Origin of the sequence: Gordonia westfalica, from assembly GCF_900105725.1 — a bacterium.
GTDB lineage: Bacteria > Actinomycetota > Actinomycetes > Mycobacteriales > Mycobacteriaceae > Gordonia > Gordonia westfalica.
This window is the reverse complement of record NZ_FNLM01000015.1, coordinates 1-25,740: the sequence shown is the minus strand read 5'-3', so window position 1 is coordinate 25,740 and position 25,740 is coordinate 1. Positions and strand designations below refer to the sequence as shown.

Genomic DNA, 25,740 nt, shown 5'->3' with positions numbered 1-25,740 from the left:
TGCGACCGCCGCGCCCGCACTGTAGCCGCCGACGACCACGAGTTCGCGGGATTCGGTGACAGCTCGATCCAACGCTGCCGCGCCGATCGCTTTCGACTCCTCATACGACAGGTCGCCCATGCCGGTCGCCGGGCCGAAGTCGGCCGGGTACGGCACATACGTGAACTTCACCTTGCGGGGGTCGAGCGCGCGGCGCAGCGCCTCCGACGCGGGGAGCCGCCGCGGGGGTGCCCAAGTTCCGTCGACCCAGAGAAGTTCGATCATGACCGTCCTGCCCACCATGCTCGGATCTCGTCGCGCCACACTTGCCATGGCCGCGGAAGTCGCCTGCCGCCCAACGGTCACGGCGGGTCTTGTACTGCAACACCAGCAGCATCACCAGGAGCGCGAGCATCATCACGGCGCCACCCGAGTACAGGATGAATCGAATCCACGCCCGCCCCGGATAGTCAGTACCCGCCACACTGACGCCGAGATCTGGAGAAAGACCAGCGACATCAGGGTCGACTTGCCTAGGTAGATGAGTGACACCCGCTCCTTCCACCAGTACTGCCATGCGGCGTAGCAGATGGTGTAGACGGTGGCCAGCACGGCGAGCACCACAAGTGCCCAGTCGGCTATCAGCTCCACTAGTTCAGCCTTCCGAAGATCAGCTCGGCCCAGTGGTTGCGTTCCAACTGGTCACGAAGCTCCCGCTGTACCGGCCGCGCCCGTTCGGCGAGCCGTGCGCTTTCGGACCGGGCTTCTTCGGCCGATCGCGCGTTTCGCTTCGAGCGCGCATCAACTTCGTGCGCGCTCGCCCCCTTGGTCTTGAATCCCCACATCAGTTGGACTCCAAGCTCTCTCGCAGTGCCTTCGACTGGCTCGCGATGAGCTGGCCGGCGACATTCCACTCGGCCATCGTCTGCGCGTTGCGCGCGTTGGTCTCGAGGAGGTCGGCGATGGTCTTGGCGTCGCGCTCGGCCGCGGTCTTGTAGATCGAGATCTCCGATCCCCATACGATCCAGCCACGGGCGAAGGCGATACCGAGCACGAGCGCCATGCCGACGACGACCCCACCACGCCGATGTCACTCAGCGCGGCGGGGTTCATCCAAGCGCTGGCGCTCGAGGTCACGGTCATCGGCCGAGGTTGACTTCGCGCTCGACGCCGTCAGCGGGAAGCTCAATACCTGCCAACACCTTCGGTGTGACCTGCGGGCGGGTGAACAGGAATCCGAGAGCAATCGTGGAGACCGCGAGGATGGCGCCCTGTTGCTGCTCGCTGAGGTTCAAGCCGAACGCAACGACCAGCGGCACCGCGGTCTGAACGACCGCGACGAGCGCCGGGTACACGCTCTCCTTCACCGAGATCACCACGAGCAGACCGAGCACCGCGTTGACCGCGGCCATGAACACGCCTGAGTCTCGGTGGGGATGTTGAACCCGAACGTGGTCAGCAGAACCAGGATGGCTGAGACGAGGGAGGTCCAGGCGGCGGGCTCGCGGCCGAGGACAAGACGAGGGGTGGGTACAGACATGACGAGAACTCCTTCTGTGGGTGCGGCTCAGGCCGCGATGAGGTCGACTGCTTCGACGGCCAGCGGGATGCCGGCCGCGTTGACGAGAGTGAGATCCTTCGCGGCGTCGCCGATCTTCTTCACCGCGCCTGAGGGGTCCCACTCGAGGACGCCGTGCTCGAACGCCTGACGCTTGCCGCCCGTGCCGTTCGAGATCTCGTCCGACGTCGGCCAGCCGAGCGGGCCCTTCTCGTAGCCCTCGAGCGCCCAGCGCTGGCCGATGACGCCCTTCACGACGTGGTGGTCCTTGCCGTCCTTGCGGTAGAGCACGCCACCCTGGAACGCCATGACTGCGCCGTCGGCGAGCTTGGTGAAGTCGCGCACCGGGAAGCCGAGTTCGCCGGTCTCCCACTTGCGCTCGGCGTACGCCTCGAACAGGCCGCCGTGCGGGATGGCGTGCGCGCCGGTCGCCGGGTGAAAGTAGATGTGCGCGTTCTCGTACTCGACGAACCGGCCCTTACCGTCGCGGCCGACCTTGCGCTCACCCCGGCGCCGGGCTTCGCCTTACGGACGCCGACCCACGGATTCTCCTTGGCCTCGAGCTCGATCATGTTCATGACCACGAGCGGCTTATCCGGTGCCTGGAGGAGCCGCTGACGGAACAGCTTCATGTCGAGGTTCCCGGGGTCCCACTTGCCCTGGATCGCGCCGTACTCCTTGTGCGCGACGACCTTGTTCCACGGGTTGCCGAGGCGCTTGTTGATGGCCCGGACGACCTTCAGGTATGCGCCGTACTGGGCCTCCGACCATGCCGCGGTGCCGTTGTGTGCGGCCTCGATGCCGATCGTCACGGCGTTGCCGTTGTTCGCGGGGATGCCCGGCCACGAGCCGGTGCCCGCGTGCCATGCGACGCCGACGCCGCACAGCGTGACAACACCGTTCGGCGCGAGGTGGAGTTGCGACGCGAGCCCGAGAGACGAGTGCTGCGCGATACCCGCGGCGTCTCGCCGAACGAGCCGGTGTGGTGCATGAACGGACCCCAGATAGTGCCGAAGTCGCCGTGCCCGCGTTCGAACGCGCCGGGATAGATGTCAACCTTCAGGCCCTCGGCGCGCAGCACGTCGGGAAGCCAAACGGGATCAGCCATAATTGCCTCCTGTGGGCATGGGTGAATCCCCACACCCGAACGGGTGCAGGGTGAAAAGTTCTGTTGGGTTAGAGAGCTTCGGGGTTGATGCCGGCGTGCGGGGAACCGTCGAACGTTCCATCCGCCTTGCGGCGCTTCACCTCCGCGGCGAACGCCACAGCCTCTGCCTGCACCACCCGCTCCTGCGTATTCGCCTGGCGGGCCTTCATCTCCTCCACCTTCGCCAGATAGTTCTGATGCTCCTCATCAGCCAGCCGGGCGATCCGCTGCTCATACGTTTCATCCGGCTCATGCGAGTCGTAACACCACTTCCCCGCAGCCTTCGACGCCTCCAAGCTGTCCCCCGGTTCATAGTGCTTGATCGAATCCGCCACCAGCCGGACACCGCACTCCACCAGATGGCGGGCAACATCCACCCAATAGTCGGGTCCCATCACCAGCGGGGCACCCACCACACCAGGCAGGCCGATAAACAACACCGACACCGCCTGCGCTTCGGCTTCACGTTCCTCATCGGACATGTCAGCCCACTGCTTGAAAGACACTGTGCCCCCTCTCCGGGGGGCCAAGCCCTACCCGGGAATGTCTAGTACGTAACGGGTCTTTCCGTAATCCCAGATCCGCGGGATCTTGTTCTCCGCCGCGGCCTGCTGCTCGGTCCACGACTCGTCCCACAACAGGTTTGGGTCGTTGCGGAACCGCTTCAGGCGGAACAGGAACTTGTGCACCCGTTCGCCACGGAAGTAGTAGGTGTAATCCGGTCGCAGCTCGCCATCTTTGATGAAACCGCACTGCTCGTACAGGCCTCCGTCAGAGACGGCGTGGTCGGCGAATGTCACCACCCGTTGTGGTTGCATCGCAGCGACAGCGTGCTTCAGCAGCCGCGAATGCCCACCCGCACGATCACCGAGGTGGCGAACCGCACCAACTCCACCTCAGTCTTGGTGCGCCACTTCATGCACATCACCGCGACCAACTCGCCACCATCGCGCAAACCGAACGCTTCACTCATTGCGGTCGCACCCTGAATGTGGTTGGCCTCGAGGAAGTCGCGGACCTCCACCCGATCTACCGCGGTCACGGTGAGACTGCGCGCATTCAGCCGGCGTTCCTGAGACACGCCCAGCTTGCGGGCGATCATGCGTTGGCAGATGTCCCGGCGGTCACGCCAGTCGTCTTCCCACACAGTCACCATCTGGATGCCCTTGTCGGCGCACCGCTGCCACTTCCGCTGGTGGTAGTGGCGGTCCTTCCCGGCGTCCTCCGAATGCCAGTACAGGCCGTTGAACTCGACCGCGATGTTCTTCGACGGGATGTAGATGTCGAGTTCGTTGGGTGCGATCACCGACCGCGTGCTGGTGACCACGTCGCCGGTGAGCGTCCGCACAAAGTCGGCGACCTCGATTTCGGCTCGAGAAATGTGCTTCGCACAAGCGGGACACCCGTTGCCCCGCCCTCGGTCCTTCGGTGCAGCCCACCACATGTGCCCGTCAGCGCACACCCACTGCAACTTCGTGTTCGACCCCGCCGACGTGACACCAAGGGCGGGGTCCACGAGCTGTCCGCGTAGCTCCTCGCTGAGCGGATTGGCGGTTGCTGCGTTCGCTGCATAGCTGGTGCCGCGGTGTGTGTACGAGCAAGCCTCGCATTGCACCGCCTCGCCCCGGATTCCTTTCGGCGTTCGCGAGAACTCCGTCCCGCAGGTGGAGCAGTTCCACCATGCCGGTTCCGCGGAGCCGCGGCTCACTCCCTCCGGGGTGTGCGGGTTGCGATCTGACCACCAGGCGGCGATCGGATAGTCCGATAGTGGATCTGACTTGGCAGCGGCCCGTGACCGTGCGGACGCCGCACCGGTCTTATCTGAGAGCCGGTAACACCGTGGGCATCCTGAGCCGTTGCTCCGGTTCTTCACCGTCGCCCGCCACTCATGCCCACACGTTCCACACCGCCACGCTGCTTTGTAGTTCGACTTCGCCGACACCGAAGTGTGCGGCTTCTCGTCGATCCACTCACCTTGCAGGTGGACAGCGATCCGGGATGCCGTGGCCGCGTTGCCGCGGTTAACCTCAGCGCCCTGCTTACCAGCACACTTGCGGCACCACTTCCGCAACCGCCGAGACGACTGCGACTCCTGCCACAGATTCCCGCAGGAACGGCACTCCCACCACCCCGACTGGCTGGCCGGCACCTCGAGGTGCCCTCTCCCGTCGTTGAGATCGATCCGCCATTCGGCTACATGCTCTGGGGCTAGTGGTGCTCGCTTATTCGCCACCCCAACAGGATAACCTGCTATCCGAAAGTTTCCGTTAGAACAGGCCGAGCTCCGACGCAGCAGTCGCCAAACCAGCAATCTCACGCATCAAACGAGTCATCGGGTCCTCATCCTCACGCGGACCAAACTCGAGTTCCCACTGCGCAAAATGATCCGCCGACCACTCCAACTTCGCCGACATCACCCGCTCAACATGAATCTCACGGCGCGTATCACCAGCCACCTCAAACGAACCACGATCACCCTTGTAGAGGTGGCCATACCCAGGCCAACCCACCACATACGGAGTCAACGCCGTCACCTTCACCTTGGCGTTCTTCTTCCGCGCCGTCGCCACAATCCCCGCACGAATCGCCATCACCGACGACAGCGTGTACGCCTTCCCCGGCAGGTCAAGGTGATACTCCTTGTAATGCGACGACCCGGACTGCGCAATCCGATGAGGCAACTTCACCGAAATCCACGCCAACACCGTGTCCGTATAAAACGGCTTCAACACCGCATCGATGGCGCCACCTTGCGCGCCAATTCCGTAGCCGCCGATATTCAGGTTGGATGTGACGAGGTCGCCGACCGTCTGGATGCCAGCGCTGATGAGTTCGTTCACTCCGGGGCTGATTGTCCGCCGGCGTTGATGATGACGCCCTTGGATGGTGTTGTGGTGAATTCGGTTTCGATGCCGGAGTCTGCGGGGAAGTGGACGAACGGGAAGCCTTTGGGGGTGCCGAACATGTCTTGGTAGAACTTTGACGGCCAGGTGGGTGCCCCCGTCAGCTCGGTTTCGGCGTCTTCGATGAAGTCGCCGATCAGTTGGCGGATGGTGCGGGTGAAGCCGTCGAAGATGGTGCCGCCGTTGGCTGCGCCTTCCATGTGGCCGGATTTGTCGACGATGTCGACGACCAAGGCTCCGTCCTTGATTCCGGTGAGGAAAGCTCCTGGCCATGGTTCGGGGTCGCCTTTGCGGTAGCGGCGGGTGACCACGGACAGTTCGGCGTCCTTCAGGATCATCTCTGCCCGGTCATGCCACTTCCCCCACCTGGACATGAACAGCGACCACGTTGTGCCGGCGGCCATGTCTTGGAGGAAGGTGGTGGGTTTGATGACGATGTCCCAGTTCGACATGTCCAACCCGTCCAACCAGGTGGAGGGGTTCATGGGGTCGTCTGGGATTTGCCAGATACTCGAGTTGATGCGCCACAGCTGCAGCAGGAGCGCTGTTTTCAGCACCCAGATGGAGGGTCCGGCCAACAGGAAGATGCGGGGGAACTGGAAGATGGCGGGCAGGAACGGATTCGACCAGACGTCGATCCACTTCAGGTTTTCGTAGTCGGTGAGGAATGTGACGTGCAGCATCCGCTGCCCCATCCCATCCTTCTTCACCGTCTTCTCGTCATAGCGGCCCGTGACACGGATACCGTTGTGTTCCACATCGATGTGGAAGAACTCGCCCTCACCACGCTTGATGCGGCCGATGTCGTCGTTCATCCACTGCGCCACCGGATGCTCGAATGGGATCGACAGGGTGATGGAGCCGGTGTCGTTTTCCTTGTCCTCCACCGCCAGGTCAGCAACCTCCAATAGGAGGTGCTGTAGCCGTTGGTGGCCGTCGAAAATGAACACCCCCGGCTGGGTGCGTTGCATCTTCGCCAGACGGCGTTCCTCCGCCGCCGTAACCTCCCAGATCGCTTCACACTTCTCCTGAAGCGTCAGGGTGTCGTAGTCGATTACAGGTGCAGTCATGACAGTCCCGGCATCTCAAGTCCGACAGGGCGAGTCCACAGACGCGGCTGATGCAGCTCAGCCCGGGCACCACCCGCAGGGGCGTTGGTGTAGGAGATCGGCAACAAGGTGGGCGGCGTGTATGGGGGGATGTCGTGAATGATCCACTGCCCGTTCATCCGCCCGAGGAAGTTGGAGCCGGTGAACGTCATCGCATGCAGCTTGCGGCGTTCCCGGGTGATCCGCACACCCTGATCGCTCGATGTGATCTCGGGTAGGGCGACCGTCCGCGCCGCGTACGGACCTGACGGGGCGCGCTGCCCCCGCTTGCCACGCCACGACGGATCAGGCAACGTCCACTTCCCGCGCGTCAACACCCACGTCTGCCGCAACGGAGTGTCCGTCGGATTCGACACCAGAATCGTCCCCGACCCCGACGTCCCCGAACCCTCAAACACCGTCACCTCTTTGCCGGAATCCCACAACGGCATCGGCGCCCGCAACTCATACGTGATGTCATAAAACTGCTGCGTGTACGGGTCACGCTGGGTCTTCAACTCGGGAGCTTCCCGAAGCTGCATCGTCAAACGACGCTCACCCGACAGATCCGACCCCACCTCAACCTGAGTGTGCTGAAAGTTGGCATCCCACTCATCCGGCTGGGCTGCGAAATCCATACGGAAATCAGACTCAAGACGCCCGATCTCCGTCTCATCCGACAACGCATCCGACACATAGAAACCGAGGGTCATGTCGCGGGGCAGATACCGCACCCCACCGAACACGACACCCATCTCCGTGTCCTCCACCCACTGCGTTTCCACGGGAGAATCGATGAGACCTTCCACCCCACCCTCACTGAGGGTGAGGCCGGCATGCCGTTCGATGCCGTGGACAGGCCACCGCATCCCCGACGTACCGATAAGGGTGATCTGCATCCCCATCTAGCGGCCTCCGCTCATAGCCTTGTGCCGTGCCCGCTGCTGGCGGCGTTCCCGCTCGTAGTAGGCGCGTTCGTCTCGCAGGGTGACGTTCGTTGTCCCGCCGTCCATTGCGGAGATCACGGAGATGAGTTGGTCCAGCTTCTCAACGAGGACAGCCGGGGCCGCCCCGCCACGGTCGAGTGAGGCTTTCAGATCCCGCGGATCGAACGGCAGCGCAGTTTCCTTGTGCCCCAGCCCGTTGAGCATGATGTTCGCACCCTCGTGGATGACACCACCCCGCTCGTACCAGCCGGCGTTGACGTGGTGATCCTTCGCCTTCAGCGGGTCGCCGTAACGGTCACCCACATATCGGTCATAGGCTTCGCCCTGCACCCGCGGATCGGGTGACGAATCCGGCAGATACTGGTCCTTCGTCGATCCCAAGAACTGGGGCAGACCGAACGCCCCCGACGACGGATTTGTGGCGGTCGGATTCCAGCTGGACTCTTTGTTGATGATCCAGTCGGTGGCCTCCCACGGAGGACCCTGACGCCACGCCTCACGCAAACCGGACCGGAACGCGTCCTTGATCGCATTCCCCGTCGGCGCACCACCAGCAGCCGTGCCGCCGAGGTCTTCGCCAGGACGAGGCTTCACCGTCCCCGGATCAGTCACACCCGGGCGGGCACCCACCGACGGAGCCGACTGGGCAGAACGCTCAAACTCCTGCTTCTTCGCCAACTCCGCCGACTCATAGCGGGCCTTCATCCCCGCCATATCCGAGTCGTACTGGGCCTTCAACTCATCCGAACGTCGCTTGTTCAGATCCTTGTCGAGCTTCTGCGCCTGCAGAGCCTTCTTATCGGCCTCGTACCGTTCCTTACGGGCAGCCTTCTCCTGGTCGTACTGCTGCTTCCGTGCGAGCTTCTCGTCCTCGTACTTCTGCTTCAACCCCAGAGCAGCCGACGGATCAGACCCCGCCTCACCCGGCTTCGGTGTCTTGCCCGTCGCAGAGTCATACTTCGACTTGGCCTCCGCCACACGGGAGTCGTACTCCTGCTTCTTCGCCAGCTCGTCGTTCTCAAACTTGTGCTTGAGATCGTTCAGCTGACGTTCGTAGGTGGCGCGATCGATCTTCTTGAGCGTGAACTGGTTCTCGAGATCTTGCTTCTTGCGGTCGTAGTCCTGCTTCCGAGTCAGCTTCGCGTTCTCATAGTCGGACTTGAGGGAGTCCTTCGCCGCGTCATACTCGGCCTTCGCCCGCTCACGCTCCTCCGGCGACACCTTCGTCCCCGAACCCGATTGCTGCTGCGAGTTCTCGTATTCAGCGAGGGCGCCCAGGATGCCGGGGGTGTCGTTGATGGAGAACACCTTGAGCATGTCCGCGATCTGCTCGGACACGAACGTGTTCGCCACGGCACCGAGGCGGCCCGAAATGCTCTTATCCCCAGTGCTACTGCCCGAGGTGCCTGAACCGCCTGTGGCGTCGTATCCGCCCGGGCCGGTCTGCACCCACGTCCCATCCGGACGCTGCACCCAACCACCCGAATCAGAACCCGGATCAGTCCACGACGGATCAACCTTGATGAACGCATGCTCAGAAAACTGCGGATCATCAGCCCCCACAGAGCCGCCCAGCATGCCGCCACCGTTCTGGCCGCCCATCTCAACGTTCGTCCCATCCGGGAGAGTGCCGGCAGTATGCCCACCCCCGGCGCCGCCGTTGTACCAGCCGAACCGCATATCCCCAGACGACCCGCGACCCAACTGGCCACCCATCTGCTGAATCTGCGCACCCATCGTGGCAGTGGTGAAACGCCCACCGAACGGGTCCAAACCGGCAGCCTTACGGGCGAACGCACTCATGGCACCAGAGCAGTCGCCCCAGTTCACGCCACCCCACACATACGGGGAGCCCGTCAGCGGGCCGGACGCACCCTCACCCTCAGCGAGGCGACGCAGAATGCCGCCGTCAGCGAACCGGCGAACACCATCAACGCCAGCAGCCTGCGCCAAACGCTTGACACCACCACCAGCGATAGCACCCAGCAACCCCGAAAGGCTGTTCGGCACATTCCCATCCGGAATGAGCTGGTAACCAAACATGTCCGCGACTGTCGCGAGAATGCTCGTCGACCTGGACCGCTTCCCCGGGGCCAGAGGAATGAACGCCTCACCACCAGTCTCAGGTTCAGCCCACTGCACCAGAGTGTTCGGGCGCGCCTTCTCGATGACCGCCTGGTTCGGCAACTTCCCATTCGCATACTGCTCGAGATCCCGAATACCGCCCTGTGCGTAGCGGCGAACCGAGCCGTCAGCATTGTTCGCCAGACCGGGACCGCGCCACACCTGGCCACTCGGGGTAGTGTCGCCGAGGTTGAGACCACGAGTCTGCACATTGATGTATGCCTGACGCTCCCGGGCGGCCCGATCTAGCTCAGTGTTGATGAGACCGAGCTTCTGCATAATCGCAGCGATCTCCATATCCACCTTGGGATTCGCGGTGGTCTGCGAGAGGGTATTCAGCTGCTCCATCGACACGGCTTTGCCCTGCAGCAACTGGTCAATAACTAGCCCAGCAGCCGGCGACACAGCGGTACGATCCAGCCCTTCAAGCGCTCCCCGGGCCTCACTATTTCGCAGATCGAACATAGCCTTGTCGAGGTCGACCTTCGGGTTCGCCCGCAGCGCATTCAGCACGGCGATGTTCTGCGTAACCATCAGAATCTTCGCCCGAGCATCCGCATCATCCGCAGTGATCTTCACCTGATTGGTGTTCGGAATCCGCTCAACCGTCGCACCCAGCCGCTCCAGCAGACCCTGCGTCTCCTTGGTAACCGCCGAACTGTCGATCGTCATCGTCTTCTGGGTCGGCATGTCATTCCACTTGGCGGAGATCGCCGCCAATTGCTGGACCGCCTCAGGGGCACCCTTCAGGGCCACCGTCACTTCGACGTCATCAAGACCGAGTTTGTCTGCAGCGGCACGGATCTGCTCACCAGTCAGGCCATACTGCCGCGCCAACTGGGCGAGAGCCTCCTGGTTCTGACGATTCCGCTCCGTCATATCAGCACCCGACGCGGCAGCATCAGTTGTGGCGTCCACAATGTCCACCAGCGATTGCCGGAGCGCAGCACCATTCTTCGTTGCCGTGTCGATGCCCAGCTTCTGACTCAGGAGCGCCGCACCGAACCCCTCAGACTGGTTGATAGCCTCCTTGGTCGAGTCAGCAACCTGACGCATCACGTCGTTGTGACGGGCAATCGCCTCACCCTCAGTGCGGGCGGGGTTCAACGCATCGAGCGCCGACTTCAGCGCCCGTGTCTTCTCCGCCGCGGTCGACGTCTTGTCGCCCAGGACGCGCATTGCCTCGCCGAGTTCGGAGACGCCAGGCGCCACGCGCCCAGCCGCCTCGCGCTGGCGCATGAACTCATCACGGATCTTCGAGAGCTGGCCCGCCGCCATGATGCCGCCCTCGCCAGTGGCGGCAAGTCGGTCACCAAGCAGCTTCCACTGTCCGTCGGAGCCGTACAGAGAGCGGGCGACTTCTTCGTTGGACATCCCGAGATCGCGGATCGCCTTTTCAGCCGCCATGGCTCGCTCGGCGTTCTCATTCAGCACTTCGTTCGAGCCGGATGCCATCTTGAAGAGGCCGCCGACCTCTTTGAGCTGTTCCCACGTCGACTTGTGCTGATCGGCGGCAGTGCTCAGCGTCTTCTGGTACGCCCCAACCTGTTCCGCAGCCTTGGCCCAGGTGTCATCGTTCATGGCACCGCGGGACTCACGGAAAGCGGCACCCATCAGCCTCTGGGACTCCGCAAGCTCCTTCACCGCCTGCGACTGAGCCTTCGCCTTCTGCGTCGCATCGGCGTGAGCCTGCGCGCCCATCATCAGATATGCGGCACCAGCCATGAGCGCGATATTCAAAGGGCCGCCCAATGCCGCAGACAGTCCACCGGCCGCCCCACGTAGTGCGCTGAGTCCGCCGGAAGCGGCCATTCCCGCGTTGGCACCAAGGACGCGGATATGGGCGCCGGCCGTCGAGAGCTGCGGGTTCGCCTGCCGGATGTAGCCAAGCGAGGTCCGATAGGCGTCGGTGAAGTTGCCGATTGCCGGACGCACACCGCCGAACGCCGTTCCGACACGACTGATTCCCGTATGCATCGGGCCGAGCGCCGTCGTGACGCGCCCCAGGATTGCGGGCACGGTTCGGAACGCCAACCACGCCGCGAGCGCTGCGGTGACGTAACCCGGATGCGCCTCCATGAGATCGCCGACAGTCTGAAGCACCGGGGCGAGTCCTTGCAGAATCCCCGACGCCGTCTGGACCGTCGCCAGGAACACCTGCCAGCCGCCGACGCCGAGCGACGCAGACGCTTCCGCGAGTGCCGCCCCAATCGTACGCGCTGCAGGACCGAGTTCCATCAGTGAATCCCACAGCGCCGTAAAGGTTTCGGCCGCTCGATCAAGAGCTCCCGAGCCCTCGAGGGTTGCATACAGACCCTTGAGCTGCGGCACCCACTGGTCGAAGATCTTGGCGTCCGCGGCGAGCGCGAAATCCTTCATCTTCGGGGTGAGATCGTTTACTGCTTCGGTCAGGCCGACAACGCCGCCCTTGGCGCGGAGAAGGAACGGCTCCATGCCCGCAGCCGACAGGCGGCCCATCGCGGTCCGGAAGTTGGCGAGCTTCGCGGGAAGGGTCTCGCCCATCTCCTTCGCGAGGTTGCCGGTGCCCTGGTTGATCGCCGTGACGACCTGGTCGAACGAGATCTTGCCCTCTTCGCCGAGGGTGCGGACCTCGGCAGTCGTCTTGCCGATCGACTTCGCAATGAGGTCATAGATCGGCACGCCGCGCTGGGCCAGCTGCAACGCCTCCGAGCCCATCAACTTGCCCGACGCCTTGATCTGCATCATCACGAGGCCGATGTCCTGCGCCGAGGCGCCAGAGGCCGCAGAGATGTTCACCAACGCCTTCACAGCGTTGTTCATGTCGTCGCCCGCCGCCACGCCAGCACCGCCCAGCATCGCTGCTGCCGCCGCTGCATCAGCCAGCGAAGTCGAGGTGCCGGTGACGATGTCATTCAGATCGGCAAGCTGACGCTTCGTGTCACCGGCCGACAGCCCCATATTGCGGAACTGGATGTCCGCCTTCTCCAGGGTGGTGATCCGGTTGTAGCCTGCCGACAGGGCATCCTGCAGCACCTTCGATGCTGCGCCCGCCGCCTTCGACACGCCAATCCCCAGCGCCGTGCCGAGGGCGGTGGACATCGTGTGACCCATGCGACGCCCAGTGTCACCAGCGCCGCGTTCAGCACCATTGAGCGCGTTACGGATGCCAGGAGCGATACGGCTCGTCTCTGGAACGATGGAAATGTAGGCAACACCTAGCTCCGTGGCCACGCTGCCACCCCCTTTGCTTGCCGCCAGAAATGACGAACACCCCAGAGGCTCATGGCCTTAGGGGTGTTCGTTGAGTCCGTATGTATGCGCTGTTTCTAGGCCTTTCGACCGAGGTACTCGATCGCGCTTCGCAGCACGTTCGGGTCATCCTTCAGTAGGCCCAATCCGCGGTTGCACGATCCGCAGAGGAATCCGCGGACGCACTGCCCGCAGGTTCGCCACTGCTTACTCCGTGGAGGGCAGCAGCTGTGGTCATGGTCGATATGTAGCGCCCCCACGCGCTCGCCGCAGATGTCGCAGCCCCGATTCATCGCGGCCGCGTACTCCTCCGGGGTGATTCCGTACTTCAGATATCGGCGCGCTTCGGGGGATTCTCTACCGCAGGTGCGGCACCACTGAGTGTCGGTGCGCTGAAGCCTCGCCCCGGTGCGCCGCTGTAGGGAGAAGTCCTGCCCGCATAGCCGACATTTCGCCGTCGTTGGGCGACGCCCGTTGTATCGAGAGTCGGTTTGCTGACAGCCCCTCGAGCAGTGCTTACGGCGCCCCGACCCCTTCGGGACACCTGCCCCGCAAACGACGCACACCCATTCCTTCGACCACGTGTCCGGCCGGAGTTCGCCGTGGCGATCAAGCTGAACCCGGTGCGAGTCGCACACCGTCTGCATGCCCCGCGTAGGGCGGTCGCATGTGGGGTGCTCGCAGATGGGGCGACATTCGTCGGAGCAGTACGCATGCTGTCCGGGACCTCGGTCGATGGGTGATCCACATGTCGGACATGGACGTCGGGTTCGGGTAGCCTTCACGGCAGCCCCTCCTTGGTGCTTCAAGCGAGTGGGTTAGGCCCCGGCTGGTGTTGGTAGCACCTCCGGGGTCGCTCCATTCTATCTCGGGTCGTCGCACTGACGGCTTATCCTGTCGAGATGAAACGTGCATGCATTGCCATCCCAGTAATCGCATTCGCCCTCGCCGCCTCTGGGTGCAGCGACCGAAGCCCCGAGGCCGGTAAGGCTCCTGCGACATCGTCGGCCTCCGCACCTGCCCCTGCAGTCGCAGGTGCGTACACGTCAGTGAGTCAACTCGCGGCCGGACTAACTTCAGCCGGCTTCCCATGCCTGGTTACTGACGCAACCTCGGGGCCGAAGGCTGAGCACGGATCGTGCCCACTAACCCCAACGGCCGAAGCTCGACTGAGTGTGTGGTTCTCAGAAGACCTCGCCTCGAAGGGAATCGCTGCATCGGTAAAGCACTCTGACATCACGGGAGACATCACTGGCGATCGCCACTACTACGTAACGGGACCAACCTGGCTGATCAGCCTCGACCAGAACGCGGTCATGGCAGGCCAGATTGCGGGACAGTTCGGCGGCGAACTAGTGAAGTCCGGTGATATCTAGCGCATCGACGCCGCGACCGCCCGAGCCTTCTCAGCCTCGCTGGGACCTTCGCCCTCGGTAGCTTCGGCAGCGTCATCCCGAGGCGGCCCATACCGGGCCGGGAAGTAGATCTCAGGCACTTCGTTAAACGTGGTCAACGCCTGCATGTATCGGAGGTCGGAAACGATCGTCGCCACCTCCGACAAGAGCATCACAGACGGATCAGACCACAGCCAAGTGTCAGGATTCCATGCCCGGAACAGCTCCATTGCGTGGTCTGTGCGAGCCCTGCGGACAATAGCCCGCAGGTCAGTCCATGAAAACCAGGGCTTCCCGAGATCCCGCAACCTGAGGCCGCGGGAAATCAGGTCGTACTCGATGGCCTCCCCGTGCTCGTCTAGGAGTCGGCGGAGGCCGAAGATTCCCCCACTGTGATGTCAGGATCTTCGAGCTGCTTCTTGATCCACTGGATGGTGCCCTCAGGGATCTTCGTCATCAGGAGCTTGTACTCGGCAGCCGACACGTACGGCTTGAGCCACCGGAGGGTGACTTCCTTCTCCTCGAAACCCTTCAGGGTTTCCTCTGCGTCGACCGGGCGCGGCAGCGTCTTCTCCGCGCTGTTGAGGCTGTTCGCCCATTCGGCGATCTTCACATCCGCTTCCCCGAACGGGGTGATCCAGTCCTGGTACTTCTTGATCTCGGCGGGGTCCATCCACTTGCGCGGCGGCATCGACACCAGTACCGGATCGCGCCCGGGGATGGGGACGGCGAACTTCAACAGGTGATCGTCGGACGAGGGGGCTACTGCGTAGCCTTCGGGAACAGACATGGTTTGACCAGGAACCTTTCAACATTGGGATAGAACTTCAACCAGGAGCAGCCCCGGCCTGGCAAAAGGACGCGGCTCCTGGTCAGGGACAACATGACACCCCTTCGCCAGGCCGAGATTGTGTGCCCGGGGAGGCTAGATACCTCCCCGGGCAAGACGGGTCAGCTACCCGAAGTGGCGGCGATGCCGTCCACGTCGCCGAACTCGTCGACGTAGTCGCCGTTGGAGTTGCGGAACGCTCGGATCGTCAACTCCACGCCCGACGCGTCCTGCGACTCGTCCTTCCACTCCGCGATCTCCGAGACGCGGCCCTTCTCCACGACGTACGTCTTGAACTTCTTGCCGCACTTCGTGGCGAACACGTGGGCCGACAGCGGAAGCTGCGACGAGTTGTGGCGGACGTGGTAGCGCTGCCCCTTGCCGCCGGCAGCGGGGATGAGGGTGACGTTGTCGTCACCTGCGACGGTCCGCTTCACCGACGGCAGGTCGACGTCGAGCAGCTTGATCTTGAAGCTGGTGCCGTACTCGGTCTGCACATCGACGTAGTCGCCACCGTCGAAGTCCTTGACGGTGTTCGAGGTGCGGGTGATGCCGACCGACAGGCCGTCGACCGCCGCGGTTCCGTGGTCCTCGAACGCGGCGTTCAGGTCTTCCGGCGACTCGACCGGAGCGGTGGGAAGCGTGGTACCCAGAGGTGCCCGCCAGTAGACGCCGCCGTCGAGCGACTGCGCCACGTAAGAGTGTTCGACTGCCATTGTTTTGCCCCTTTCAGGCGAGGTGACCAGGAGCCGCGAAAGGGTTATTCAGTTAGGAGACTTTAGGTTCGGAGCACGAAGAGTGTCCCGGTGAACTGGAACCGGGAATGCTTTTCATAGTCCGGGTTGGGATAGTCGGCCAGGCTGTTCATGACCCAGTCGGTTACCCACAGGCCTGCCCATGGGCCGCCCGAGGATGCAGCCTGGAATCCGTCCGCGATGGTTCCGATCGATTGCTCAGTCCACGCCGTGTCCGGGCTGCCCTTGGGGGTTGAGCCGTACAGTTCGACAAGGATGCGAGCGCGATCCAGTGAGCGATCCCGTGGGCCGCCGATACGAGAAACCCTCCCGAATCGGGCAGGGTCTTCTGAGACGGTCGTGGAGAACTTCACTCCAGGCAGCGCCGCTCGGCAGATGGAGAGCGCCGCCAGCGTGGGTGTCGACATCAGTTATCCGAGAGCCCTGAGGATCGTGTTGTTGCGGGCATTGTCGCGTTGCGCCTTGTAGTCGGCGGTGACGACAGAGGCACGCCAACGGCCCTGGGGACGTGCCATGCCTGCCCGTGAACCCACCGCGTACGTGCCCTCGCCCATAGCGCTCGCATCGTCAGCAATGCGCTCAGCATGACCCTCGAGCTCGCTGATGATGTCGGACGTCCGACCGTATCGGACGTCCTTGAACGCCTTCTGATTCCACTCGATTCTCACGACGACTTCACCACCTTCAGAGTTACGACGTAGCAACCGCCGCCCGTGAGAGACGGAATCCTGGTGTAGTCCTTGGGTTGGCCGACAACGTCATAGACAGTTCCGTCGATGACTTCCCTGTCACGTGGTGACACCGGACCGAAATCGGGGAGGACGATGATTCCCACGTCAACGGAGTCCCGGATGTGCCCCGGGAGATCTAGTTCATCGCTTTGTGGGTCGATGAACGTCACGAACTTCCGCGGGTCCGGTTCGCCCCAGGACTCGACATCGTTGCCGTAGTCGTCGGCGCCGGTTCCGTTGAACGGCAGGTGTTCTACGTCGAAGACGGCGGGTATTCCCCTACGGTGCCTGGACAATGACTTGCCCTCCCTGCCAGCGAAACGATGCCGCCAACTTCAGGTCCGACTCGGACATCTGCAAACCCGAGTTCGGCGCTCGGACCGACCATGCAGTGGTCTGCGAGATCGGACCTGCGGAGTCGGTCAGCGACCGGGCTCCGGCCATCACTTCCTCCGGCGTCACAAGAGCGCGGATCACCATTTCGGCGACCGCATTCTTCACACGCGGCGGCACTTCTCCGCCATGCGAGTATGTGACAGTGAGGAACCGTGAAGAATCACATCCGACGGTCAACCACATCCCATTTCGGGTGTAGTCCACAGAGTTTCCCGCGTCATCGGTCACAGACGTCACCCCTGTGACTGGCAACTGGTCCAGACGGACCCGCCCACCATTCACCTTCAACCGCACCGTCGACTCGCCGGGGGTGAACTGCTGTTGGGATGCGGCACGGAACTGGTCCGATGCCGCATCCAACAGTTGATACACCGACGCGTGCTCAGGTTCGGTCAGGTCCCTTTGCGCCACGGCGATCACGTCGTCACGAACAGCAAGGGGAGGAAGAGACACCTGGATCAGCTACCCGAAGTCATTCCGAACTTGACGACGCCGTCCGGACGGACAACCTTGCCGCCGTACACGTGCAGGCCGCGCAGCCGGTCGGCGAAGCTGTTGTCGGCGCGCAGGGCCTCCACCTTATCGAGCTGCGACACGTAGGCCGCGGCCTCCGGGTGGAACGCCACGAAGCCGGGGGTGGAGTTGTTGGGCAGGTTGTTCGACGACAGCACACGGAACCCGAGGAGGGAGCCGATGGTGCCGTTGCGGAGGCCGTTGTTGTCGCCGGACACATCGAAGCTGGTGAGCTTCGAATCCGCGCCGAGGAGCAGACCTTCGAAGTCGGCGTTGCACACGAGAACTCGGCCGGAGGCGGGGGCGTTCTTCTTGTTCAGGGCCACACGAGCAGCCTTGACGAGGTCGAATGCCTTGTTCCCGGTGTCCGGAGCGGAGCCCGACAGGTTGGTGGCTCCGGCGGCGAGCATGGTGGCGATGAACTTGTCCGCGTCATCGACGAGCGCCTTTCCGGCGGCGTCGGTGTACGGGGCCAGGCTGCCCGCAGACTGGGCGGCGTCGATGTCGTCGACCTTGAAGTCGAAGTTCTTCTCCTGGTCGATCAGGAGGTCGACGCCGGTGTCGGTGATGGCGTCAGCCGACGTGGTGCGGTTGTTGGCCTTGTAGTCCTTGATCGCGGGTGCGACGACACCGGGGATGTGGACGGTGTTGCCCTTTGTCGCGACGCCTTCGTACTGGCGGTCGAGCAGAGCGGCGAACACCTTCTCGGCGTCCCACGCCTGGGTGATGTTCGCCGCCCACAGTTCGGGAATGAAATGGGTGATGGCCATGATGGCTCCTTACTTTCGGATGCCCTTGAGTTCGTCGAGCTGGCCTTTGGCGTCAGCGTCGCGAATCTGGGCTGGGGACATGTTCTTCAGGTCTGCCTGAGTGAGCTGCTGCACCTTGTTCGCCGGCGCCGCATCGGCATTGGCAACCACCGATGCCGGGGCAGCGGGCGGTACGGTCTGCTTGGGTCCGCGGAACGATTGCAGGCGGTCGAGATGGGCGCGCATCTCCTCCTCGGTGTCACCGACGAGTAGATCCGCGGGCACATCGGTGCCTTCCACGATCTTCTTGGCGAGGTTGTCGCGTTCCCGCTGCTTCGTGTTTGCAGCGAGGGCAGCTTCGGCCTTTTCGGCCCGCTCCTGCCAGGTCTGCTCGTCGCGTTCCTTCTGCGCCAGCAGTTCGTCGTACTTGCGGGCCTTGTCGGCGTTCGCCTTCCGGCCCTTCTCGTTCTCGCGAGACAGCGACTTCCACTTGTCGCGTTCAGCGATGAGATCCTCCACACTGAGCGTGGGCTCACTGTCGGTGGTCTCAACCTCGGCGGTCGGGTCGTCTTGCTGGTCAACCGTTTCGGCGGCAGCAGTTTCCTCGGGCATGTTGCTCCTGACGTTTCGTCGGATGGTGCGCCGTTGCGGCGCTCAAAATCCCCGCACTGGTGTGCGAGGGAAGCTCTAGGCGGCTTTGAAGTTCTGGTCCCGCCATGTGAGGACGGGGCCGATCTCTCCGTGGTCGCGGACCAGGAGAAGTTTCTGGTAGTCGTGGGCGGCGCGATTGTCGGCGCCGGTAAGTTCCCGCACCTGCTTGTGTGTGTCCTCGAGTAGATCCGGATCGATCACCCGGTCGCCGTTCCAATCCGACTTCACGGGAGCGACCGAACAGTCACATCCAGGGTGTATGGGCGACAGGTCACCAACGTGATAGCGCTGAGTAGAGGCGATGACACAGAGAGCACAGTTCTTGGGGCCGTTCAGCACCCGCCGGTACGCCTTGACTCCAGCAGCCTGGAGGGACGCGTCGGCCTGCCGTACCTTCGCCATCTGCATGTCCGTCGCCACCAGATGCATCAACCGTGTGGCCCCGGCCGCGACTGCCGCATCCAGCGGTGCGGATTCGGAAAGGTCGGCCCATACCTGCTCAAAAGGCCTCCGGTACAACAGTTCGGGGTCCACCCCACGGCCACGGGTAACCCCGTCTCGATCCACTGGAAGCGGAACTCCACCTGATACAGCACGGGCAATATAACTGGACGTCAGATTCGCGACTTGAAGTTGTCCCGCCGTCACCATCGGCACCAGTCGGGCAATCAGCCTCTCTGCCTGAGCATCACGGAACGCGGGAAGCCCACCCCAGATTGCGTTGGCGTAGTTCATCACCCGCGCGCGGACGTCCGCAACGGCCTGTTGGTAGCCGATCAGAAGGCGATCAGACTCGGGCATTCGCGTTGTCCACGAAACTCATCAGCTGCTCGTCAGCCAGATCTAAGGCATCCTGCTCGATCTGCTCCGGCGAGTAGCCAAGAATGTTGCGGGCAATCGACTTCCATGACTCCCCCGCACCCTTCGCCTTCACCGCGGCGTCATACTTCTCCGACAGCGACACGTGATCCGGCGGTTCCCACGACAAGGAGATCGTCTCCTCGGTCTCAAACCCCTCGATACGCAAAGCTTTCGAGATGATCGCCGACAAGCCCGTATCAACCACGTCAAGTCGGTCACGCGCCTTCAGGATCAACGCTTCCTTCATCGCAGCAGAGCCGGTAGCCGACTGATTCTGAGAACCCGGAAGCAGCGCGGGGAACGGGGTGGCCGACATCTCCGACAGCTCCCGCAAGTCATCCTTCACACCCTCCAGAAGAGGCCTAATATCGGTGGCATCGGACTCCCACAACTCGATACCAGCAGGGATGTCCCACAACGCACCAGGCGCCGGCTCGAACACCGACGCCCAATCGATGTCGTTGCCTTCGGCGTCCTTCTGTGGCAGACCTCCCGTGAGGGCGCGCTGACGCCACGCCTGCATCGCTGATGTCACACGACGCTCGAGGATTCCCGCGTTGATGCGGGTGATGGTGTCGAGATGGGGTTCGAACTCACCCATTCCGAGCGGGTTGTTCAACACCACCACCGGCGGCCCCTCGCCGGTGATGACGAACTCTGTCGCCGCATCCCACTGATCCGAACTGGCACGGTTGTTGCGGATGCGCCGCTCCACCACCTCGGCAGGGTTTACCCACACCGAACGGCTGAACAGCTGCCAGCCGATCTGACACCACACGATCGCAAAGTCTGTTTCCGCATCCGAGTCACGCCACCAACGGATCGCGGCGCGCGCCTTCCACGGCTGCAACGGGTCAGTCGCCGCGTACATCATTTCCGGTGAGTCCGCCGTGATGACGGCGTGCCCATTGTCCCCGACCCATGCAGTCATGTAGCTGGTGGCGTAATTCAGCATGTGATGGGTGGCTTCCTTAGCGACCACACCTTTGATGCGGTTATCGCGCCAGATCCTTTGCGCCGCAGCCACCACATCACTGTCGGTGTTGGAGCCAACATCAATACCGTTGGGGATCAGCCGCTCCGCCAAGGATGACGAGATCTTCGTCGCCAGGTTGACGCGCGACTGCCGCTGAAAACGCTGCCACGACGCCCGCACATTCTTACCCATCTCAGGGAGCGGGGCGTCGCCGTCAACGTAGCGACGCAGCAGACTGATTCGCGGCTGCGCAGCATCCAAACGGGCTGTGAGGACGGGGAGCCATTCGGCCGGCGTCACCGGAATCATGCACCACCCCTCTCAGTAGATGCGACGTGGCATTCCGACCGGCCTTGGCGGTCGAGCCCCTGACTTGCGTGCGTCCAGACAGGCTTTCCACGACAGCACCGACGCCATCGCGGCATCAAACTTGAGGTCAGCCCGACCATCTTGCTTCTGGAGGACATCCAAGGGTTTCCCCTCGTCGTCCACGATCTTCAGTTCCTTGCGGCCCGCGTTTCCGAGGTGCCTGACAAAGTCCTCGTGGCTGTGTTCGCCACCGAATGTGATCGACCCCGAGTCGATGGCTTCCCGATACTCGCGCAGCGTGTACGCCATCGGCTTCACTCGGGCGGTCCACCACTCCTCCACCCGGTCAGGCCATTTCGCAGCCCACGAGCCGACCGTTTCGGTCCAGTGTGGGGGGTCGGCGTACATCTTCCACACCGCATACCGGGTCATGGCGTCCTCGACGGCGGCGGTCACCTCAGCTTCGTTGACTTCCCAACCGTCGTCTTCTAGGTCGTCATCGTCGGGGCGTTCCCACAACCCCAGCAACTCCTGCAACCCGGTGTCGATGCTCGTCGCCACCAACGCGGTAGCGTCACGGAACCGGGCGCCATCGAAACCGAGAGTGATGAACCCGCCCTTAGGGATGCGCTCCCCTGAGCGGCACAAACCCGGTTTGATCTTCTTCATGTCAAACGCCTGGTCGCCCTGACGTTTCCACCGGTTCAACCACACCCGCTCGAGATACGGCCCATCGGCGCCAGGGCGATCCCACTTCGAAGCGATCTCGTCGAACTGGCCCGGACCGAACTCGCCGATCGGGCCGGTCGCCTCAGCGATCGCCCGAATCCGCTCGTCCTTATCCGACAGATCCCGTTCGGGATCGTCATCCGTGCGATACAGATAGAACAAGTCCGGACGCTGAATTTTGCCTTCAGCGATCTGCGTGGCCTCGATGTGAATCTCTTCAGCCACCGAACCCTGACCGGGTTGACCGGCAGTCCCCACATACAACGACCACGGATCATCCAGCGGACGTTTCGGCAGGTTCGCATCCATCGTCTGGTGCGCCTTCAACTGCCGCGGCAAATACAGCCGGTGCGGCTCATCGAAACAGTTCATCGTCGTACGAGCGCCGTCACGAGACCCTGGGTTGTTCGACAATGCGACCGCTTTGCCGTCAGCACGACCGTGATCATTCAGCCGCACAATCCGATCCAACGTCGAATCGAACAGGTCCGCATCAGGGCCTTCTTCGACGATGTACTTCAAAGCGCCGTAAGCAAGTTCCTCAACCTGCTCCACCGACACCGCCAACATCGGAATGTACGGCGAGTTCACCGGCCTACCCACCGGATTCCCCGAGGCATCCCACCCGTCAAACCGGGTCGGCCCCTCCGGATGAAGCTCACAGAACGCTAGGAGCGCCTGCTTCTCTGTCTTCGCCAACCCCTTGCGGACTGACAGTCCAACCCGTTTGAACCGACGACGTCCCTCCCAAGGATGACCTTTCGGGAACACCTCGAAAGCACGATGGATGAACGCCCGAAACTCCGGGTCAATCTCGTACGGCTCCCCCTGCAACGAACCCGGGCCATAGATCGCACGATCCTCGATCAGATCGCATATCTGCGGCCCCAGGGTTGGCCAGGGTTCCGGGTCTGGACCCGGAACGACCAGCAGCACGGGTCACACGGCGTAGAGACTCGAGCGCGGATCATCCTTCGGAGGATTCTTCCGCTGCGGCACCGACGTTTCCCGCCGGCGCTTGCCACGGTTCTCCACCTCGTCGACATGCTCAACCTCGGCCCGCAGACGCATCAGCGCCAGCGGATTCAACCCGAGACGGTCAGACAACTGCCGCGCCTCCGCAGCAGCCTTCAGGTCGCCCTGCTCGGCACGAACCTTCCACCGCACATATTGCGCAACCTCACGATGCGTATGGGACTCTTCCCAGATCACCGCCTGAGGCGTCGACCACAGATCCGCCCACAACGCCTTCTCTGCATCAGTGGCCTGCTCAATCTGCAACTGCAACTGGGCCACCAGCAGTTCATTCTTGTTCAGATCGCGCCGCAGCCGGCCCTTCGCGCGACCATCGTCCTCACCCTCCAACTCCACCTGGAGTGACGCGACACGATCGCGAGCAACCTCGAGCATCGCCGACGCATTCACATCCGGAAGCAGAGGCCACTCAGGCGTAGCGCCCTCACGCCCCTCAGACGGCAGAGACCGGAAGTCCTTCTTCGGGTTGTTGCGGCGAGCACGCACAGACGGGTGCTTCGGAGCAGGTCCAGGCATTGAACTACCTCCCATTTCGGGATCGGAGGCCCTAACCATTTCGGCAGGGCCAGAGCGTACGGAACCCGTACGCAGGTCTTTCAGCAGTGCCTTCCGGGGCCGGGAGGGGGTGGGGTGGGGGGTGGAGGCCCTGGGTTCGAACGGGTGTTCGATGTAGCACCGGGTGCCCGAGGTTGTCACCCCGTTTCCGCAGGTCAGAGGCCTTTTCCGGCCTTGGCCTCGCGTTGGGTCTTGGGCTTGTGGCACTCGGTGCACAGAGTTTCGAGGTTGTCGAGATGGTTGGGGCCACCTGCTGCTCGGTTGCGGGTGTGGTCGGCGTGGAGAGTGCCGTCTCCGGGGTTGCCGTGGTGGCCGCAGCGTTGGCAGGTGTACTGGTCACGGCGGAAGCAGGCTGTTTGGAGCCTGTGGGGGACGTTGCGCCCCTTGGATTGGGGCCAGGTGGTTCGGTGTTTTGGGCAGTAGGTGTGGCCGACTGTGCGGGTGGTGCAGTCTGTTCGACCGCACTTCTTGGGTGCCCTCGGCATTACCCGGCATACCTCCATGCTTTTCGGGGCATGGTTCGTTCGATTCCGTCGGGATGTTGGATGACGGTGTGGTCGTCGCGATGGTCGACCAACGACGGGTGGGTGTAGGCGGCGCGGCGGCCTTCGGCCAGCATCCACGTGGTGATGGCTTCGTCGAGCGGGAGGGTGAGTCCGTCGATGTGCTCGAGCATCTGCTTGACGAGTGGTGTTCGGATGGCAACACCAACGGTGTGCCACAGGTTCGGCAGGGTGAAGTAGTTGGCGCCAGCGTTGTCGGCTTCGGTGATGGCCAGCCGGTACACGTCCTGCGCTTGGAGTGGGTAGCTGGTGCCGCAGTAGAGGGACACCACATCGGTGGGTGTGGAGGTGAGGGCTTCGGCCAGTCGGGTGTGGAAGTCGGTGCACGGGATGGCGTCGTCCTCGAGCACCACAGTCCAGTCGCTGTTGGTCATGGATGCTGCAGCCCATGCCCTCTGCCCATTGGCTGTGAGTCCCGATGCTTGGGTGTCGAGGACTAGGTCGGCATCCAATGCTTGGGCGAGTTCGTAGGCTTGGGTCTTGCGCCGTACGTCCCCGACGACAGCGATCCGGTACAGCATCAGTCGGCTGCGATGGCCTCGGCCGTGTCCCGCAGGATGCTGGCCACCTGGTCTCGCAGCCCCTCGATGGACAGCTCGTAGTTGACGTTGTTGCCGTCGGTGTGGACTTGGGTTGCGGTCACGTCGATTGAGGCGGTGCCGAGTTCGTGGAAGATCCCATCGACCATCAGTCCGAGCTTGGCGTTCAGAACTCCGAGTGCTGCCATCAGTAGCCTGTCCCCTCGTGTTGTCCTGTGTGCAGCAGGGTTTGGGTCTTCATCCACCCGAACTTCCAGCCCTGCTGCCGGAGCTGTGTGGACTTGACGCGTTCGGAGTCGGGTTGTTGGGGCCAGCCGTCGAGCCAGGCTTCACGTCGCCACACCGCTGGGTTGGTGGTGTGGACTAAGTCTTGGGCGATGTGGTCGCCGCGGTCCTCGATCACCCTGTGCTTGCCGAGCGCTTCGAGTCGTTGCCGGCACACCTCGAGTCCTTCGAGGACACCATCGGTCTCGTAGTCGTAGAACGGGTCTCGGAGTAGGGCGATCTGGGCGAGGTCTCGTTCGGTGTCGAGGATGTCTGTCAGCTCTTTGAGATCCACATCCGCAATGAACTGGAAGTCCTCTTCGACGAACAGTGTGTAGTCGCCGGCCATCACAGTGCAGGCCAGTTGCATGGTGTGGGCGTAGCCTCTGCCATGGCCTTCGATGACTGTGCCGTACTGGGACCAATGGTTGGTGTGGTCTCGGTTGTTGCTGTCGTCGATCAACACCACATCGGTTATGCCTGTGACGTGGTCGCGGATGGATGCCATGCAGGTGTCGATGTGGGTGCGGCCTCGGTAGCCGCCAACAACGAGCCTCACTTGCGTGCAGCCCATCGTTCCTGGGCCGCCAGCCTGGCACAGGATCGGCAGTGCCTATAACCCCTGCCGTCGATCCTTACGTTCTCGCCAGCGAGCGCGTGCCCCCGTTTGCAGTACCGCTTTCGGGCGTTGACTGCGGTGCGTCCAACGCCACGCATTGTGTTGACCACCGGTGTTACCACCTCAAGGTGTTGCGGGTTGCAACACCTAGTGTTCCGACACAGATGGTCGATTACCTTCCCATCCGCGATTGGCTCAACCAGGTACTCGTACACCCAGCGATGGACATACCGTGTGTGGTTTCGCCCGAGTGCGTTGTACCCAAACATCCCATGCCCGCTTCGGGCGTGACCGG

At 63.0% G+C, this 25,740-nt stretch carries 31 protein-coding genes and 4 pseudogenes; 1 reads left to right on the top strand and 34 read right to left on the bottom strand.

Annotation, left to right across the window (positions count from 1 at the left end):
• From BLU62_RS02120 to BLU62_RS34740, 17 genes and pseudogenes are all read right to left on the bottom strand, one after another.
• Positions 1-264: PE-PPE domain-containing protein (locus BLU62_RS02120; RefSeq protein ID WP_159441519.1), on the bottom strand; the 264-nt coding region annotated here is incomplete at its 3' end.
• A 139-nt stretch (positions 265-403) separates the two neighbouring features.
• A pseudogene (locus BLU62_RS02115) lies at positions 404-591 on the bottom strand (putative phage holin); the annotation flags it as partial.
• Positions 592-629: 38 nt separating this feature from the next.
• Positions 630-824, bottom strand: a complete 195-nt coding sequence (locus BLU62_RS02110; RefSeq protein WP_074847979.1) for a DUF7620 family protein — start codon at positions 822-824, stop codon at positions 630-632.
• Complete coding sequence (locus tag BLU62_RS02105; RefSeq protein WP_074848210.1) at positions 824-1,042, bottom strand: hypothetical protein; 219 nt, start codon at positions 1,040-1,042, stop codon at positions 824-826. The genes BLU62_RS02110 and BLU62_RS02105 overlap by 1 nt, the downstream gene beginning before the upstream one ends.
• A 76-nt stretch (positions 1,043-1,118) precedes the next feature.
• Complete coding sequence (locus BLU62_RS02100) at positions 1,119-1,391, bottom strand: hypothetical protein (protein WP_139179938.1); 273 nt, start codon at positions 1,389-1,391, stop codon at positions 1,119-1,121.
• Positions 1,352-1,519: a hypothetical protein gene (locus BLU62_RS32740; RefSeq protein ID WP_159441518.1), complete on the bottom strand. Its 168-nt coding sequence runs from the start codon at positions 1,517-1,519 to the stop codon at positions 1,352-1,354. The genes BLU62_RS02100 and BLU62_RS32740 overlap by 40 nt, the downstream gene beginning before the upstream one ends.
• Before the next feature lie 27 nt (positions 1,520-1,546).
• Positions 1,547-1,846, bottom strand: coding sequence for an LGFP repeat-containing protein (locus BLU62_RS33155; protein ID WP_208863590.1), 300 nt, complete (start codon positions 1,844-1,846; stop codon positions 1,547-1,549).
• A 389-nt stretch (positions 1,847-2,235) separates the two neighbouring features.
• Positions 2,236-2,424 (bottom strand): annotated as a pseudogene (locus tag BLU62_RS33485) (N-acetylmuramoyl-L-alanine amidase); the annotation flags it as partial.
• The gene (locus BLU62_RS35065; protein ID WP_244278019.1) at positions 2,346-2,645 is read right to left on the bottom strand and encodes a hypothetical protein; all 300 of its coding nucleotides are present in this window, start codon (positions 2,643-2,645) and stop codon (positions 2,346-2,348) included. The pseudogene BLU62_RS33485 and the gene BLU62_RS35065, both read right to left, overlap by 79 nt.
• A 68-nt stretch (positions 2,646-2,713) precedes the next feature.
• Complete coding sequence (locus BLU62_RS02080) at positions 2,714-3,190, bottom strand: phage gene 29 protein family protein (RefSeq protein WP_074848090.1); 477 nt, start codon at positions 3,188-3,190, stop codon at positions 2,714-2,716.
• Between the two features lie 27 nt (positions 3,191-3,217).
• Complete coding sequence (locus BLU62_RS02075) at positions 3,218-3,502, bottom strand: hypothetical protein (protein WP_139179936.1); 285 nt, start codon at positions 3,500-3,502, stop codon at positions 3,218-3,220.
• A 17-nt stretch (positions 3,503-3,519) separates the two neighbouring features.
• On the bottom strand, positions 3,520-4,032 hold the full coding sequence (locus BLU62_RS33475) for a PDDEXK family nuclease (RefSeq protein WP_244278022.1): 513 nt from the start codon (positions 4,030-4,032) through the stop codon (positions 3,520-3,522).
• Positions 4,033-4,077: 45 nt separating this feature from the next.
• Positions 4,078-4,833 (bottom strand): annotated as a pseudogene (locus BLU62_RS34745) (zinc-ribbon domain-containing protein); the annotation flags it as partial.
• A 118-nt stretch (positions 4,834-4,951) separates the two neighbouring features.
• Positions 4,952-6,558 (bottom strand): annotated as a pseudogene (locus BLU62_RS35060) (Gp37-like protein).
• A 95-nt stretch (positions 6,559-6,653) separates the two neighbouring features.
• Positions 6,654-7,574, bottom strand: coding sequence for a hypothetical protein (locus BLU62_RS02060; RefSeq protein ID WP_139179915.1), 921 nt, complete (start codon positions 7,572-7,574; stop codon positions 6,654-6,656).
• Positions 7,575-7,580: 6 nt separating this feature from the next.
• Positions 7,581-12,827, bottom strand: a complete 5,247-nt coding sequence (locus BLU62_RS02055) for an aggregation-promoting factor C-terminal-like domain-containing protein (protein ID WP_159441505.1) — start codon at positions 12,825-12,827, stop codon at positions 7,581-7,583.
• A 227-nt stretch (positions 12,828-13,054) separates the two neighbouring features.
• Complete coding sequence (locus BLU62_RS34740; protein WP_099047818.1) at positions 13,055-13,624, bottom strand: endonuclease domain-containing protein; 570 nt, start codon at positions 13,622-13,624, stop codon at positions 13,055-13,057.
• A gap of 528 nt (positions 13,625-14,152) precedes the next feature.
• On the opposite strand from BLU62_RS34740, the gene BLU62_RS02045 reads away from it, so the two are divergent.
• Entirely contained in the window at positions 14,153-14,353 is a 201-nt protein-coding gene (locus tag BLU62_RS02045; protein WP_074847866.1) for a hypothetical protein, read from the top strand.
• A gap of 376 nt (positions 14,354-14,729) precedes the next feature.
• Here the strand turns inward: BLU62_RS02045 and BLU62_RS02035 are convergent, their stop codons facing one another.
• The 17 genes from BLU62_RS02035 to BLU62_RS01960 form a co-directional block, all read right to left on the bottom strand.
• Complete coding sequence (locus BLU62_RS02035) at positions 14,730-15,161, bottom strand: hypothetical protein (protein WP_074848129.1); 432 nt, start codon at positions 15,159-15,161, stop codon at positions 14,730-14,732.
• Between the two features lie 161 nt (positions 15,162-15,322).
• Positions 15,323-15,916 carry a hypothetical protein gene (locus BLU62_RS02030; protein ID WP_139179902.1) on the bottom strand — a complete coding sequence of 198 codons (594 nt, stop codon included), beginning with the start codon at positions 15,914-15,916 and terminating at the stop codon, positions 15,323-15,325.
• 62 nt (positions 15,917-15,978) lie between these two features.
• Positions 15,979-16,362 (bottom strand): hypothetical protein, encoded by a 384-nt coding sequence (locus tag BLU62_RS32210; protein ID WP_139179903.1) that lies wholly within the window; start codon positions 16,360-16,362, stop codon positions 15,979-15,981.
• A gap of 3 nt (positions 16,363-16,365) precedes the next feature.
• Positions 16,366-16,623, bottom strand: a complete 258-nt coding sequence (locus tag BLU62_RS02025) for a hypothetical protein (protein ID WP_074847893.1) — start codon at positions 16,621-16,623, stop codon at positions 16,366-16,368.
• A complete protein-coding gene (locus BLU62_RS02020; protein ID WP_074848204.1) occupies positions 16,620-16,982 on the bottom strand; it encodes a hypothetical protein in 363 nt (120 codons plus the stop codon). The genes BLU62_RS02025 and BLU62_RS02020 overlap by 4 nt, the downstream gene beginning before the upstream one ends.
• Positions 16,966-17,535: a hypothetical protein gene (locus tag BLU62_RS02015; protein WP_139179952.1), complete on the bottom strand. Its 570-nt coding sequence runs from the start codon at positions 17,533-17,535 to the stop codon at positions 16,966-16,968. Before BLU62_RS02015 ends, BLU62_RS02020 begins: the two co-directional genes overlap by 17 nt.
• A gap of 5 nt (positions 17,536-17,540) precedes the next feature.
• Positions 17,541-18,365, bottom strand: a complete 825-nt coding sequence (locus BLU62_RS02010) for a phage major capsid protein (protein WP_074848177.1) — start codon at positions 18,363-18,365, stop codon at positions 17,541-17,543.
• 9 nt (positions 18,366-18,374) lie between these two features.
• On the bottom strand, positions 18,375-18,956 hold the full coding sequence (locus BLU62_RS02005) for a hypothetical protein (protein WP_074847885.1): 582 nt from the start codon (positions 18,954-18,956) through the stop codon (positions 18,375-18,377).
• A 75-nt stretch (positions 18,957-19,031) separates the two neighbouring features.
• The gene (locus tag BLU62_RS02000; protein WP_074847889.1) at positions 19,032-19,796 is read right to left on the bottom strand and encodes a hypothetical protein; all 765 of its coding nucleotides are present in this window, start codon (positions 19,794-19,796) and stop codon (positions 19,032-19,034) included.
• Positions 19,783-21,141 (bottom strand): phage portal protein, encoded by a 1,359-nt coding sequence (locus BLU62_RS01995; protein WP_074848175.1) that lies wholly within the window; start codon positions 21,139-21,141, stop codon positions 19,783-19,785. The genes BLU62_RS02000 and BLU62_RS01995 overlap by 14 nt, the downstream gene beginning before the upstream one ends.
• Positions 21,142-21,153: 12 nt before the next feature.
• Complete coding sequence (locus tag BLU62_RS01990) at positions 21,154-22,569, bottom strand: large terminase (RefSeq protein WP_244278031.1); 1,416 nt, start codon at positions 22,567-22,569, stop codon at positions 21,154-21,156.
• 240 nt (positions 22,570-22,809) lie between these two features.
• Positions 22,810-23,421 (bottom strand): hypothetical protein, encoded by a 612-nt coding sequence (locus BLU62_RS01985; RefSeq protein ID WP_139179951.1) that lies wholly within the window; start codon positions 23,419-23,421, stop codon positions 22,810-22,812.
• Positions 23,422-23,615: 194 nt separating this feature from the next.
• Positions 23,616-23,945: an HNH endonuclease gene (locus tag BLU62_RS34735; RefSeq protein WP_074848198.1), complete on the bottom strand. Its 330-nt coding sequence runs from the start codon at positions 23,943-23,945 to the stop codon at positions 23,616-23,618.
• Positions 23,945-24,544: a hypothetical protein gene (locus BLU62_RS01975; RefSeq protein WP_074848196.1), complete on the bottom strand. Its 600-nt coding sequence runs from the start codon at positions 24,542-24,544 to the stop codon at positions 23,945-23,947. The genes BLU62_RS34735 and BLU62_RS01975 overlap by 1 nt, the downstream gene beginning before the upstream one ends.
• Entirely contained in the window at positions 24,544-24,750 is a 207-nt protein-coding gene (locus BLU62_RS01970; RefSeq protein ID WP_074848193.1) for a hypothetical protein, read from the bottom strand. The genes BLU62_RS01975 and BLU62_RS01970 overlap by 1 nt, the downstream gene beginning before the upstream one ends.
• Positions 24,750-25,334 carry a hypothetical protein gene (locus tag BLU62_RS01965; RefSeq protein WP_074848191.1) on the bottom strand — a complete coding sequence of 195 codons (585 nt, stop codon included), beginning with the start codon at positions 25,332-25,334 and terminating at the stop codon, positions 24,750-24,752. The genes BLU62_RS01970 and BLU62_RS01965 overlap by 1 nt, the downstream gene beginning before the upstream one ends.
• A gap of 47 nt (positions 25,335-25,381) precedes the next feature.
• A complete protein-coding gene (locus tag BLU62_RS01960; RefSeq protein ID WP_074848189.1) occupies positions 25,382-25,714 on the bottom strand; it encodes an HNH endonuclease signature motif containing protein in 333 nt (110 codons plus the stop codon).
• Positions 25,715-25,740 lie beyond the last annotated feature (26 nt).

Bases quoted from the DNA above. Each gene is read 5' to 3' on its own strand.
- BLU62_RS02010 (WP_074848177.1), bottom strand. From the start codon at position 18,365: ATGGCCATCACCCATTTCATTCCCGAACTGTGGGCGGCGAACATCACC.
- BLU62_RS02075 (WP_139179936.1), bottom strand. From the start codon at position 3,502: ATGCAACCACAACGGGTGGTGACATTCGCCGACCACGCCGTCTCTGAC.
- BLU62_RS02105 (WP_074848210.1), bottom strand. From the start codon at position 1,042: ATGGCGCTCGTGCTCGGTATCGCCTTCGCCCGTGGCTGGATCGTATGG.
- BLU62_RS02035 (WP_074848129.1), bottom strand. From the start codon at position 15,161: ATGTCTGTTCCCGAAGGCTACGCAGTAGCCCCCTCGTCCGACGATCAC.
- BLU62_RS35065 (WP_244278019.1), bottom strand. From the start codon at position 2,645: ATGGCTGATCCCGTTTGGCTTCCCGACGTGCTGCGCGCCGAGGGCCTG.
- BLU62_RS01975 (WP_074848196.1), bottom strand. From the start codon at position 24,544: ATGCTGTACCGGATCGCTGTCGTCGGGGACGTACGGCGCAAGACCCAA.
- BLU62_RS34740 (WP_099047818.1), bottom strand. From the start codon at position 13,624: ATGCAGACGGTGTGCGACTCGCACCGGGTTCAGCTTGATCGCCACGGC.
- BLU62_RS02100 (WP_139179938.1), bottom strand. From the start codon at position 1,391: ATGGCCGCGGTCAACGCGGTGCTCGGTCTGCTCGTGGTGATCTCGGTG.
- BLU62_RS02060 (WP_139179915.1), bottom strand. From the start codon at position 7,574: ATGCAGATCACCCTTATCGGTACGTCGGGGATGCGGTGGCCTGTCCAC.
- BLU62_RS01970 (WP_074848193.1), bottom strand. From the start codon at position 24,750: ATGGCAGCACTCGGAGTTCTGAACGCCAAGCTCGGACTGATGGTCGAT.
- BLU62_RS01960 (WP_074848189.1), bottom strand. From the start codon at position 25,714: ATGTTTGGGTACAACGCACTCGGGCGAAACCACACACGGTATGTCCAT.
- BLU62_RS01965 (WP_074848191.1), bottom strand. From the start codon at position 25,334: ATGGCATCCATCCGCGACCACGTCACAGGCATAACCGATGTGGTGTTG.
- BLU62_RS32210 (WP_139179903.1), bottom strand. From the start codon at position 16,362: ATGTCGACACCCACGCTGGCGGCGCTCTCCATCTGCCGAGCGGCGCTG.
- BLU62_RS02005 (WP_074847885.1), bottom strand. From the start codon at position 18,956: ATGCCCGAGGAAACTGCTGCCGCCGAAACGGTTGACCAGCAAGACGAC.
- BLU62_RS02110 (WP_074847979.1), bottom strand. From the start codon at position 824: ATGTGGGGATTCAAGACCAAGGGGGCGAGCGCGCACGAAGTTGATGCG.
- BLU62_RS33155 (WP_208863590.1), bottom strand. From the start codon at position 1,846: ATGGCGTTCCAGGGTGGCGTGCTCTACCGCAAGGACGGCAAGGACCAC.
- BLU62_RS01985 (WP_139179951.1), bottom strand. From the start codon at position 23,421: ATGCCTGGACCTGCTCCGAAGCACCCGTCTGTGCGTGCTCGCCGCAAC.
- BLU62_RS32740 (WP_159441518.1), bottom strand. From the start codon at position 1,519: ATGTCTGTACCCACCCCTCGTCTTGTCCTCGGCCGCGAGCCCGCCGCC.
- BLU62_RS02030 (WP_139179902.1), bottom strand. From the start codon at position 15,916: ATGGCAGTCGAACACTCTTACGTGGCGCAGTCGCTCGACGGCGGCGTC.
- BLU62_RS01995 (WP_074848175.1), bottom strand. From the start codon at position 21,141: ATGATTCCGGTGACGCCGGCCGAATGGCTCCCCGTCCTCACAGCCCGT.
- BLU62_RS02000 (WP_074847889.1), bottom strand. From the start codon at position 19,796: ATGCCCGAGTCTGATCGCCTTCTGATCGGCTACCAACAGGCCGTTGCG.
- BLU62_RS02055 (WP_159441505.1), bottom strand. From the start codon at position 12,827: ATGTCCACCGCCCTCGGCACGGCGCTGGGGATTGGCGTGTCGAAGGCG.
- BLU62_RS34735 (WP_074848198.1), bottom strand. From the start codon at position 23,945: ATGCCGAGGGCACCCAAGAAGTGCGGTCGAACAGACTGCACCACCCGC.